The sequence below is a fragment of the Thermoactinomyces mirandus genome (assembly GCF_013868055.1).
GTDB lineage: Bacteria > Bacillota > Bacilli > Thermoactinomycetales > Thermoactinomycetaceae > Thermoactinomyces > Thermoactinomyces mirandus.
Genome location: NZ_JACEOL010000050.1, coordinates 1 through 11,007 on the forward strand (window position 1 = coordinate 1; position 11,007 = coordinate 11,007).

Annotated in this window: 11 protein-coding genes and 6 tRNA genes; 5 read left to right on the forward strand and 12 right to left on the reverse strand. The window is 43.9% G+C overall.

All coding sequences use genetic code 11. From position 1 onward, the window contains the following. Entirely contained in the window at positions 1 to 282 is a 282-nt protein-coding gene (locus tag H2C83_RS14135) for an integrase core domain-containing protein (protein ID WP_220184192.1), read from the forward strand. A 19-nt stretch (positions 283 to 301) separates the two neighbouring features. On the opposite strand, the gene pepV is transcribed toward H2C83_RS14135, so the two are convergent. The 6 genes from pepV to H2C83_RS14165 all read right to left on the reverse strand — a co-directional run bounded on the left by pepV (position 302) and on the right by H2C83_RS14165 (position 7,448). After that, positions 302 to 1,717 carry a dipeptidase PepV gene (pepV, locus tag H2C83_RS14140; protein ID WP_181741865.1) on the reverse strand — a complete coding sequence of 472 codons (1,416 nt, stop codon included), beginning with the start codon at positions 1,715 to 1,717 and terminating at the stop codon, positions 302 to 304. A gap of 315 nt (positions 1,718 to 2,032) precedes the next feature. Then, entirely contained in the window at positions 2,033 to 3,028 is a 996-nt protein-coding gene (locus H2C83_RS14145; RefSeq protein ID WP_181741856.1) for an inorganic phosphate transporter, read from the reverse strand. Continuing rightward, a complete protein-coding gene (locus tag H2C83_RS14150; protein WP_181741857.1) occupies positions 3,021 to 3,641 on the reverse strand; it encodes a DUF47 domain-containing protein in 621 nt (206 codons plus the stop codon). The genes H2C83_RS14145 and H2C83_RS14150 overlap by 8 nt, the downstream gene beginning before the upstream one ends. A gap of 429 nt (positions 3,642 to 4,070) precedes the next feature. Continuing rightward, the gene (locus H2C83_RS14155; RefSeq protein WP_181741858.1) at positions 4,071 to 4,430 is read right to left on the reverse strand and encodes a hypothetical protein; all 360 of its coding nucleotides are present in this window, start codon (positions 4,428 to 4,430) and stop codon (positions 4,071 to 4,073) included. Continuing rightward, a complete protein-coding gene (locus H2C83_RS14160; RefSeq protein ID WP_181741859.1) occupies positions 4,430 to 5,977 on the reverse strand; it encodes a vWA domain-containing protein in 1,548 nt (515 codons plus the stop codon). The genes H2C83_RS14155 and H2C83_RS14160 overlap by 1 nt, the downstream gene beginning before the upstream one ends. Before the next feature lie 136 nt (positions 5,978 to 6,113). Beyond that, the gene (locus H2C83_RS14165; protein ID WP_181741860.1) at positions 6,114 to 7,448 is read right to left on the reverse strand and encodes a TrkH family potassium uptake protein; all 1,335 of its coding nucleotides are present in this window, start codon (positions 7,446 to 7,448) and stop codon (positions 6,114 to 6,116) included. A 142-nt stretch (positions 7,449 to 7,590) separates the two neighbouring features. Between H2C83_RS14165 and mnmA the strand changes: the two genes are divergently transcribed. After that, complete coding sequence (mnmA, locus tag H2C83_RS14170) at positions 7,591 to 8,676, forward strand: tRNA 2-thiouridine(34) synthase MnmA (RefSeq protein WP_181741861.1); 1,086 nt, start codon at positions 7,591 to 7,593, stop codon at positions 8,674 to 8,676. 379 nt (positions 8,677 to 9,055) lie between these two features. Next, on the forward strand, positions 9,056 to 9,715 hold the full coding sequence (locus tag H2C83_RS14175; protein ID WP_181741862.1) for a hypothetical protein: 660 nt from the start codon (positions 9,056 to 9,058) through the stop codon (positions 9,713 to 9,715). A gap of 85 nt (positions 9,716 to 9,800) precedes the next feature. Here the strand turns inward: H2C83_RS14175 and H2C83_RS14180 are convergent. Beyond that, positions 9,801 to 9,888: transfer RNA gene (locus H2C83_RS14180), tRNA-Leu, on the reverse strand. A 10-nt stretch (positions 9,889 to 9,898) separates the two neighbouring features. After that, positions 9,899 to 9,972, reverse strand: a tRNA-Cys gene (locus H2C83_RS14185). 56 nt (positions 9,973 to 10,028) lie between these two features. Between H2C83_RS14185 and H2C83_RS14190 the strand changes: the two genes are divergently transcribed. Both H2C83_RS14190 and H2C83_RS18620 read left to right on the forward strand, forming a co-directional pair. Continuing rightward, positions 10,029 to 10,274 carry a YugN family protein gene (locus H2C83_RS14190; RefSeq protein ID WP_181741863.1) on the forward strand — a complete coding sequence of 82 codons (246 nt, stop codon included), beginning with the start codon at positions 10,029 to 10,031 and terminating at the stop codon, positions 10,272 to 10,274. Next, positions 10,163 to 10,441, forward strand: coding sequence for a YugN family protein (locus tag H2C83_RS18620; protein WP_181741864.1), 279 nt, complete (start codon positions 10,163 to 10,165; stop codon positions 10,439 to 10,441). Before H2C83_RS14190 ends, H2C83_RS18620 begins: the two co-directional genes overlap by 112 nt. A gap of 1 nt (position 10,442) precedes the next feature. On the opposite strand, the gene H2C83_RS14200 is transcribed toward H2C83_RS18620, so the two are convergent. The 4 genes from H2C83_RS14200 to H2C83_RS14215 all read right to left on the reverse strand — a co-directional run bounded on the left by H2C83_RS14200 (position 10,443) and on the right by H2C83_RS14215 (position 10,777). Then, positions 10,443 to 10,516, reverse strand: a tRNA-Trp gene (locus tag H2C83_RS14200). 4 nt (positions 10,517 to 10,520) lie between these two features. Continuing rightward, positions 10,521 to 10,596 (reverse strand) — tRNA-Thr (locus H2C83_RS14205). A 4-nt stretch (positions 10,597 to 10,600) separates the two neighbouring features. Beyond that, positions 10,601 to 10,676, reverse strand: a tRNA-Phe gene (locus H2C83_RS14210). Positions 10,677 to 10,683: 7 nt separating this feature from the next. Beyond that, positions 10,684 to 10,777, reverse strand: a tRNA-Ser gene (locus tag H2C83_RS14215). Between the last annotated feature and the right edge of the window lie 230 nt (positions 10,778 to 11,007).

Sequence of the window (11,007 nt, forward strand, 5' to 3'; positions counted from 1 at the left end):
ATGCTGGCTCAGTTTGGCCTCCGACCCAGCATGTCAAGACGAGGCAATTGCTTGGACAATGCCCCGATTGAGAGTTTCTTCTCCCACTTAAAGACAGAAACTCTCCAATACCATCATATCCAAGATGCTGAACAGGCTCAAATCCTGATTCAACAGTATAACCATTTTTACAATGAGGAGAGACTTCAACTGAAATTAAATAAGCTGGCGCCTGTTAGAATACAGGCGTCAGCATGCAGCATAATCCGGGTGTTTTTTTGCGTCTACTTTTTTGGGGCTTGACCACTTGGTGAGGGGCGTTCTATTTTGCCAGCTCATAAATGGCCTGGGCATAAATGGCTGTCGTTTTCAACAATTCATTGATATCGATAAATTCATCACGCTGGTGCGCAGTCTCCACACTCTCCGGAAACAGCGGGCCAAAGGCAACTCCCGTATCCAGAACACGGGCATAGGTGACTCCGCCAATGGCTAGCAGTTCGGCCTTTTCCCCGGTCTGTTCCTCATATACCCTGGATAAGGTATTAATTAAGGTATGCTCTTTATCAACATAATGGATCGGTTTATGATCGACTTCCACAATTTTCAGATGATATCGGGACAATTTCTTTTCCACAGCCTGCAAGATTTCTTCAGCGTCTCCGCCTTTGGGATAACGGATATTGAGGCGAACCAGCCGTTTTCCATCCTGTTCATAATCAAATACGCCTGCGTTGACGGTCAAACGCCCCATGAACTCATCTTCCATGGAAATCCCCAGTTTTTCCCCAAAAAAACTGTCTACCAGCAAATCATTAATCATGCTTATATAAGTGGCACCCTCCTGATCCAGGGGAAGTCGGGCCAGGAATCGGGCCATGGCAAGTGCCGCATTGACACCTTTGTCCGGGTCCATGCCATGATGGGCTTTTCCTTTCATCACAATCGCAACGCCTTCATCCCTTTCCTCAGCGTATCCCTGAATCTGGTGAGTTAACAAATAATCCTGAACTTTCCCTTTCAGTTCAAACACATCGCCTTCCACGCTCAATTTCACCTCGGCATAGTCCGGTACCATGTTTACACGCTCACCGGATTTGAACTGAACCAGGGACCAGCCGTCGTCGGGCGTCTCCTTCTTGTCATTAAAACCAACGGCCTTTATATCAAAAAAACCTTTTTCAGCACTGATGATCGGAAAATCCGCGTCGGGGCTAAACCCCATGACAGGCATGGTTTCCTTTTCAAAGTAATGGGCCATGCAACGCCAGCGGGACTCTTCATCCGCTCCCACAATCAGGCGAACGCGTTTGGACAGGGGAAGCCCAAGTTCTTTCACAATTTTAAGAGCAAAATATGCAGCTATCGTCGGTCCCTTGTCATCGAGGGCACCTCTGGCATATAACTTGCCATCCCGAATTTCCGGCGAAAATGGAGGAGTGGTCCAGCCATCACCTGGAGGAACTACATCAATATGGGACAAAACGCCGATAATTTCCTCACCTTCTCCATATTCAATATGGCCTGCATACCCATCCACATTTTTCGTCTGGAAGCCTTCCCTTTTTCCCAACTCCAACACATAGCCAAGCGCTTCGGCAATTTTTTGACCAAATGGCGCTTCGGCGGAGGCTGTCGATTCATCCAAAATACTTTCAATGGACAGTAAGTTTTTTAGCTCCTTCAAGAGTTCATCTTTCCGCTTCAACGCTTCCTTATGCCAAAACAGCGGTGTCATTACGGTTTCCTGCTGCTTTTTTGAAATCATCTTTTTCTCCCTTCTGTTATGTATTGATGAATCAACCAGCAGTACCCATGCTGGAACGACAACCTTTTTCTGGGATTTACTGGCTTAACCTTACTTGTCTTTAATATACCATGTTTGTCTAAAAGCAGTAAATTGAACAGCATTCTTTTTATATTTTTTCAATTTGTACTGCTTTTTATGATCAGGCATGGAGTTTCTGAATAAAAAAGACTTGTGTTAACACAAGTCTGCAGTAGAAATATGTTATTTAAGGCAATCCGGAAATTGATCCTTGCAACCACCAGATCAACCTTCCAGCACCCTTAATACCTGATAAAAAATATAGCTCATGACAGCCGTTCCCGGAAGGGTCAGGATCCAGGCATAAACAATTTTGCCAGCCACACTCCACCTTACACTGCGCAATCGCTCGGCAGCTCCTACACCGATAATGGAACCGGTAATCGTATGCGTAGTACTTACAGGAACTCCGATTTTCGCCACCGTTGTCAGCAAAATGGCTGCTCCGGTCTCAGCGGCAAAGCCTTGAGGTGTTTCCAAACGACTTAATCGGGAACCAATCGTATGAATAATTTTGCGCCCCCCCATGGCTGTTCCCAAAGCCATCGCCGTACCAGCGGCAATTTTCACCCAGGCCGGAACAGTCAGTTCGCTGTGTGCACCATAGGCAACCAGAGCCATGGCGATAACCCCCATCGATTTTTGCGCATCGGATGCCCCATGGCTGAATGCCATAAACGCCGAAGACGCAATCTGCAAATATTTAAAAACCCTTTTTACCCGGGAACGGGGAATATTCCTGAAAAGAGAACGAATAAATTTGATTAAGCTTCCGGAAAACAAAGCCCCCAACACAGGTGAAATTAACATGGCCAAAAGAATCACCATAATTCCATCAACTTTAAGTACAGCGGCACCTTTGAATGCAATCGTGGCTCCGATCAAGCTTCCGATCAAAGCATGGGATGAGCTGGTGGGGAGACCTAGCAGGACAGTAATAATATTCCAGGAAATAACTGCAAGCAAGGCTGAAATCAATAAGACCAGGGTAATATTTGACGGATCAACAATATCTTCTCCTATTGCTTTGGCAACAGCAGTGGAGAAAAACGCACCGGCCAAATTCAATACCGCAGCCATCAGGATAGCCGCCCATGGCGGCAATGTCCGGGTGCCCACAACAGTGGCAATCGCGTTTGCCGTATCATGCCATCCGTTGGTAAAGTCAAACACCAGCGCCAGTACAACTACCGCAACCAATATCCAAAAAGGATCAAGCATACTTCATAACCACGCTTTCCATAACGTCCATTACATCTTCAAATGTATCGGTAACGCCTTCCAGTTTTTGATAAATCTCTTTCATTTTTATCAGTTCGATCGGGTCTGTCGTTTCTTCAAATAAAGAACTGATACTTTCCCTCATCAATTTATCGCCTTCATTTTCAAGTGAATTGATTTCGATTGCAATTCGGTGAATCGAAGAAAAATCACGTTTTTCCAGGGCCAAAAATGCCTCTTGCAAATAACGGGCCGACTTTTCCAGTACCTCACCAAACTTGATCAGATAAGGGGTTGTCTTATTTACATGCATGTAGACAAAACGGGCTGTACACGCTTCGATGCCGTCCAAAACATCATCAAGGTAATTGACCAGCTTAAGGATGTCTTCGTGATCAAGAGGGGTGACAAATGTTTTGTTAAGCTCTTTAATAATTAAATGTGTATAATCATCCCCCTTATGTTCCAGCTCTTTCAACTGCTCGGCAAACTTTTCTTTTTCCTCCAGAGTTTCCACATTTTCACGGAACAGTTGAACTGCCTCTACAATATTGGACGTAGCATCTACCATCGTCTGATAAAAGATCCTGTCTTTTGACCGATTAAAGAGCACGTTATTTTCCTCCTAATAAACCATTTATAAACCAAAAAATATCATATTCTTAAAAAAGGATTTTTTAAATACCTGATATACACATTTAACGAATTATTTATTACCAATTAAAAAAATCTTAACGAAAACTTTACAATAAATATTTGATATCTTATCAGCCTTAACAATCGTTTTCGTAAGCAACTTTATTTTTATGCCGAGACAAGATATTTAAATGAATAATCCCGCTCCAAGCCCCGGTTTCATATTTTAACACATCCACAAAACCGAATTGAAAAACATATTTTGGATTATTTTCCTGATTCCGTTCTCAAAAAAGATTTATCCAGTTTCACGCAGCAATATTCGTTCAGTTGAAAGGGTTTTTATAAAATTTTTGCATATAAAAAAGACACCCGTAAAGGTGTCTTGACTGCGGTTCCTGGTCGTCTAGTCGTCAACATTGGCATGCAAGTGGGTTCCTTCTATATGCAAATAAAGAAGGTTCAATTCACTGATTTTTTTGGATACCTCATTCATTTCCTCATTGATCCGGAAGAAGGATTCATCGTCCTCTGTTGTCTTCAGTTTTTCATACAAATTCATATAGTCCTGTTCAAACTGTTGGATGCGATCAGGAATTTGCGCAGAAATTTGTTGAAGGCCCCATTCAAATTCCTGCTGTTCTTCGGCATTCAGGCGTTCATAGTCCACATGCAAAACGGGCCGCAACAAATCGATCTCTTCATCATAAAGGAATTCAAAAGCTGGTTTGGCCATATTCATCACCTGCAATTCATCATCAATCATCACTGTTTTCCCTGCATTTGAATCTGCATGTTGCGATGATATTGAGATGCCGAATTTTCTTTCATCAGCTGCTCCTTTTTTTCCTGTATCTGTTTCTGGCTGCCTCCAGCTTCTTCCCAATCTTTAAGCAAACCGGAAACCTGCTCCTGATATTTTTCGTCCAGATGTATGCCTATTTCACCGAAACGTTTGTTGGCATAGTTTTTCAGTTGTTTATTTCTCAACTGAATCCAGGAATTGATCTGATTAAAGGTACGCTGGTCAATTTTACGATCACTTTTTATATAATGATTGGTTTCATTCAAACGCTCCGATTCCTGATCCACTTTTGTATGCATATCAATATAAATCTGATCCAATCGATGCTCATCGTAATGATGCGCCTTATTCACGGCATCCAGCGCACGGATGGCCCATGGCTGGTTTTTTTGTTTGAGACGGTTCAGTTCACTGATCAAAACCCTTCCCAGTTCCTGTTCTGTTTCAACCGTCGCATAATCACCGCCGGCATAATCGGCAATTTTCCTTAATTGTTCTTCCGTATCCATCCCGACGTCCAGTCCGATCACATGTACATTTGCGACTGAATCGGACAAATGCAAGAGCTGGGCCATTTTTTCAGGGTTCCCGTCACAATTGTCATAGCCGTCTGTAATAACGATAATATGGTTTTCCGATTTTGCAGGTGCATCTTTCTTAAGGTCTGCTTTCGCTTTAAACAATGCAAGCGCAAGCGGATTATATCCAGTCGGTTTTACTTGCTCAAGGGTCTTTGTAAAATCCTGTTTGTCAAATTGGAAAGAAGCATAGATTTTTTTCGTGCTGTTGCACGACAGAGCACGGTCCTTTTTCCTGGGACTTCCTTCAAACCCATACACGCGCAACTGGAATTGAACATCCTTCTTGGCAAAATGGGCCGCAAGTGAAGTCAATGAGGTTTTTACCGCATCCATTTTCTTTTGCTCTTCCAATTTTCCGTCCATACTCCCGCTCGCGTCAAGCAAAACCACATAATTCATCAGTTTGGGCGGCTGCTTTGTTTGTCCGTTCCCGGATGCTGTCTGGTTTTTTATTTCAAGCCAAGGCTTTTTTACTTTCCGCCAGGATTCCGCTTTATCTTCATAGGAATAACTGTCCAATATGTCAAATACCTCAACATCCTGTTTGTAGTTTTCCCCTACCAGCCCCAACAGGTAAGCATATGCCTTGTCATCCGACAATCCTTTTGGCATTTGCTTCAATGCATTGATCACTTCGTTTCGGTCATACTTTTCTCCCGCATACTCTCCTTGCCCTGCGTCATTCAATATTTCTTCCAGTTTGATATGGGGAGCCGGGCTTTTAGACAAACTCTTCTCTGTTTCAGCATCAGGCTCTTCTTCTTGTTCGACCTGCTTTTGTTTCTGGAGTGACAGACGGTCCACTTCCTCAATCTTGCTTCCAGTGGTTTGCTGGATTTGCTGAATCACCGCCGCACATCCGCTCAGCATCACTCCTGCGGCCAACAGGAAGCCGACAAGCAGGAAACGACTTTTGCAAATACGCATAAGCCCTCCTTTAATCTGTTCATGATCTATCTAAACCATCTGGGAAGAAACACCCATTTTGTTATTAGCTTAAAGGAAGCCCGTATATTTCGCAATACTCAAACCATCCGGGCATTCGACAATATCGGTAAGATTTTCAGCCGATCAAGGGTCTCTCTTCCGGATAGCTGAACGGCGGCGGATCAATGTTTCTTGCAATGGCGACAGCCAGAGTAATCGGACCGAGACGTCCGGCAAACATGGCAATAATCACTGTTATTTTCCCGATGCCTCCCAATTCCGGGGTCAGTCCCATCGACAAACCGACCGTACCAAATGAGGAAACAGCTTCAAACATCGCCTTCAAAATATCTGTATGTTCTGTGATCATCAAAAGCATTGTTAAGATGATTACCAAGGCCATGAAAGTAACCGTAACCGTTAAAGCCTTATAAACCTGATCAACGGGAATCCGGCGCCGGTAAGCCACAACATGCCGGTTTCCCCTCATCATGGCCCATACGGCCAGCAAAATGATAGCAAAGGTGGTTACTTTAATTCCCCCGCCTGTAGAGTTGGGAGCTGCTCCCACAAACATCAGCAAAATGGTAAAAAATTGAGTTACCGGATGCATTTGCTCGATCGAGACTAAAGTAAAGCCCCCTGATCTTGGAGTAACCGCATGAAAAAAGGAAACCACCAGCTTATCCTTAATGGATAACAGCCCCAGTGTAGCCGGATTGTCCCATTCAATCAGGAGGATCACGATGGTACCTATTACAATCAGTAAACCGGTCATGGTCAGGACCACTTTCGTATGTAAGCTTAAACGTCGCCTCCGGGGATAGTTGATCATCTCCAATACAACAATAAACCCGATGCTTCCCAGCAGAAGCAGGGCACTGATAACCAGGATAATCCAAGGATTATCAATGTATTGCGTTAAACTGCTGAACTCCTCTACATGTCCAAACAAATCAAACCCGCCATTATTATATGCTGATATGGAATGATAAAATGCAAAATATAAGCCTGTTTTCCAACCCCAATCTGGTACAAAAATAAAACTTAAACAAACAAATCCCAACGTTTCAATGATCAGGGTTATTACGATCACTTTCAAGACAAGATTTACTACTCCCTGCATATCCAGCATATTGAATGCCTGACGCAAAATGAGCCGTTCCTTTACCCCGATTTTTTTCCCCAGCATTAGTGCAAAAAACGTAGTAACGGTCGTAATGCCCAAACCGCCTATTTGAACAAGCAAGATGATAACCATTTCGCCAAATGTACTGAAGGTTGTCGCTGTATCTGCAACCACCAGTCCAGTCACACAGACCGCAGAAGTTGATGTGAACAAGGCATCCAAAAAAGGAAGGGGCTGGCCATTTCCTGTTGCAACCGGCAAGGACAGAAGAACTGTTCCGATCGCGATCATAATGATAAAGGCAATGACCAGGACCTGTTCCGGTTTTAACAGTTCTATCATGCCAGGGTTCTTTCTTGTGTATAACATCCTTTCACCAGTTCTTTCCTGATTGATTTGTTGTCGTGGAATATATTCGCTATAATAAGGCTATCGGGTAAAATATAGCATTATATCTCAATTTTTAACATAGGACGGATTCATTATGACAAAAAAAACACGAGTCGTTGTAGGAATGTCCGGCGGCGTTGACTCTTCCGTAACAGCATGGCTGCTCAAAGAGCAGGGATATGATGTCATTGGCCTGTTTATGAAAAACTGGGATGACACCGATGAATTTGGCCATTGTACCGCTACGGAAGATTATGAAGATGTGCGGCGGGTTTGTTCACAAATCGGAATCCCTTATTATTCGGTGAACTTTGAAAAAGATTATTATCAGAAAGTTTTCCAATATTTTCTGGATGAATACCGCAAAGGAAGAACCCCGAATCCGGATGTGATGTGCAATCGGGAAATCAAGTTCGGGAAATTCCTTGAAAGGGCCAAACAACTGGAAGCTGATTTGATTGCTACCGGACATTATGCTCAAATAAAAGAAGAGCAGGGCACAAAATATCTGGTTCGCGGAGCAGATCCCAATAAAGACCAGACTTACTTTCTATATGCAGTGGAAAAAAGACAACTGGCACAAGCGATGTTCCCCATTGGGCACATGCAGAAAAAAGAGGTCCGTGCCCTGGCAGAAAAAGTCGGATTAGCCACCGCCAAAAAGAAAGACAGTACGGGCATCTGCTTTATCGGCGAACGGAATTTTCGCGAGTTTTTAAGCCAATATCTGCCTGCCCGGCCAGGCAAGATCTGTACGCTTGACGGCAAAGAAGTCGGAGTGCATGACGGATTGATGTATTATACACTGGGGCAGCGCCAGGGTCTTGGCATTGGCGGCGGCGGAACCGGAGAGCCCTGGTTTGTTGCGAAAAAAGATCTCGAAAACAATATCCTTTATGTTGTGCAAGGCCATGACCATGAAGCACTGTTTTCCAATGGTCTGGTTGCGACAGATGTTAACTGGCTGGGTAAAGGAGAATTGCCTGCCGAGTCCTTCCAATGTACAGCCAAATTCCGTTATCGTCAACAGGACCAGCCTGTTATGGTAACCCCCCAGGCGGATGGCAATCTGCATGTAAAATTCCGGAAACCGCAACGTGCCGTAACCCCCGGACAATCATTTGTCATGTACGATGGCGAGAAATGCCTGGGCGGAGGAATCATTGACAAGACTTTTTAACAGACTGGCCAAATTTAAACAAACCTCCGGGACTCGGGAAAGCCTTTTAGGAAAGTGGGACAAAACTTATTGTTCCCGAAAAACAGAGGCATTTGCTGACAGGAAAAGCGGATGTAACTGTGAAAGTAATAAAGGAGTTGCCAACTCTCCTTGGCGTCCATGCCGCTTCCTTGCGGGCTGGTTAAAATCAGCCCTGAAACGGAAAGATGGGGTGCGGGTTGTCTTCCCCTCCTCATCGCTTATATCTACAGATAAATATTGAAATCTTATCCAAAATAAACCTTTTTATATACCATATTAAAATAGGACTTTAGTTGACTGTTCAAAAATTGGAAAATGGAGTAGCATAATAACGAGTTTTCATAAAGGGAGGACTCATTTGGTGAAGGGTACATATCATGGAGGGAACAAACACAAAGAAGAGTTTTCGATTGAGGAGTTTACTCTGCAGATCAAACGAAAAGCGATGGGGTTTACAAGTGCCGGTCTAGCCATTTTCATCATGACTTTTTCCTATTATGTGATTGGCATGGAGGACAACCAGGCTGGCAAAACTGACAAGCAACAGGCACTTTCACAAGAAAGGGCAGATACCTCTGAAGATACCAATACCTCAGACCAGTTTGCAATAACAGACAAATCCTCACAGTCCGAAGCAACCAATGTTGAAAAAGCAGCTGAAACATCCGAAAACGTGAACAGTCCAACAGGATCATCGCTCTCTTCAAATAAATCTCCTTCCAAAGCCAATCTATCTGATATTGTCGCCATTGTTGAACCTTCCGAAGAGTTGCCAGTATTTGAAAAAGAAAAAAACCCACCAGACAACGAAAAACAGGAAAAAAGGAAAAGTTGCTTTAAATGGAGACACCCCGGCTTTCTTGAGAAATTAGATCCTTGCAAATATAAGGAACCCAACCGAATTCCAAAACATCATCCCAAAAAAATTATTCAAAAACTGATTCCACAAAATCAGATGACAGATCAACTGGAACTGCTGCCAGAAGCCGTCCTGCAGCCCAAAATAGCTGATTCATAAAGAATTGGCTATTTTTTGTTATAACCAGAGAAAAGAGCCCCCAACCTCTCTGGGTCAGGCGCTCTTTCTTCCGATAAAATATATATGGTGCGGACGAAGGGACTTGAACCCCCACGGTCGTAATGACCACAAGAACCTGAATCTTGCGCGTCTGCCAATTCCGCCACGTCCGCATGGCAATGGTGGAGGCGGCACCCGGATTCGAACCGGGGGTAAAGGTTTTGCAGACCTCTGCCTTACCACTTGGCTATGCCGCCATATTGTATGAAAAAACCTGATCATCAAAAAATACATTTACAAAGGAGTGAAACTTATGACCGAAATCCCTTCAAAAATCGAAGGTTTGCAAATCACTTACGGATCGCTCAGACAATTATTGGCGAAAACAGGATTTCACCTGGGAGGTGGTTACAGTTATGACCATGGCTACCTTGACAAGGCTTTAGATTGGGAATCAAACGATGGTTACCGTTACTATTTGCGAATTCCCTTGCATGCAATCTCCGGCGAACTGGAATCAGATCAGGCTGTCGTAAAAGAGGAAGACCATTTGTCATAAAACATGAATTCCTGACAACCAATGATCATACCGGAGAACCCGGCCTTTTCGGTTCCTTGGTCAACCAGTTCTCTGAACCAGTCCCTGCATCAGATGAACCAATGAGCCAGAAATGGATTCAACGTGCAAAAGAAACCATACGTCTGATTGAATCAATCCTTGCTTAAATGGCAGGGGCGGTAGGAATCGAACCCACACTGGAGGTTTTGGAGACCTCTGTTCTGCCATTAAACTACGCCCCTATAATGGTGCTGGTGGAGGGACTTGAACCCCCAACCTACTGATTACAAGTCAGTTGCTCTACCATTTGAGCCACACCAGCCAGCTGGTGGCTCGGGACGGAATCGAACCGCCGACACGAGGATTTTCAGTCCTCTGCTCTACCGACTGAGCTACCGAGCCTCTTCAATGGCGGAGAGAGAGGGATTCGAACCCTCGAGACGGGTTTTGCCCGCCTACACGATTTCCAATCGTGCTCCTTCGGCCAACTCGGACATCTCTCCACAGGACCAAAAGTTAGCTACTTACTTTGTCACTACTCATTGTAGCGCTGACAAATAATATAATACACAGATCAAAGGTTAATGTCAACATTATTCTGTTTTGATTTTTTACAGATGTAATATTCTTTTAAAATTCAATTTATTAAAAAATGAATTAGCCAATCGGAACAACAAAACATGTTGTTAATATATCAGCCTGGCAACGACCTACTCTCCCGGGGATAATCCCA

Bases quoted from the DNA above. Each gene is read 5' to 3' on its own strand.
- H2C83_RS14145 (WP_181741856.1), bottom strand. From the start codon at position 3,028: ATGCTTGATCCTTTTTGGATATTGGTTGCGGTAGTTGTACTGGCGCTG.
- mnmA (WP_181741861.1), top strand. From the start codon at position 7,591: ATGACAAAAAAAACACGAGTCGTTGTAGGAATGTCCGGCGGCGTTGAC.
- H2C83_RS14190 (WP_181741863.1), top strand. From the start codon at position 10,029: ATGACCGAAATCCCTTCAAAAATCGAAGGTTTGCAAATCACTTACGGA.
- H2C83_RS14160 (WP_181741859.1), bottom strand. From the start codon at position 5,977: ATGCGTATTTGCAAAAGTCGTTTCCTGCTTGTCGGCTTCCTGTTGGCC.
- H2C83_RS14165 (WP_181741860.1), bottom strand. From the start codon at position 7,448: ATGATAGAACTGTTAAAACCGGAACAGGTCCTGGTCATTGCCTTTATC.
- pepV (WP_181741865.1), bottom strand. From the start codon at position 1,717: ATGACACCGCTGTTTTGGCATAAGGAAGCGTTGAAGCGGAAAGATGAA.
- H2C83_RS14135 (WP_220184192.1), top strand. From the start codon at position 1: ATGCTGGCTCAGTTTGGCCTCCGACCCAGCATGTCAAGACGAGGCAAT.
- H2C83_RS14155 (WP_181741858.1), bottom strand. From the start codon at position 4,430: ATGATTGATGATGAATTGCAGGTGATGAATATGGCCAAACCAGCTTTT.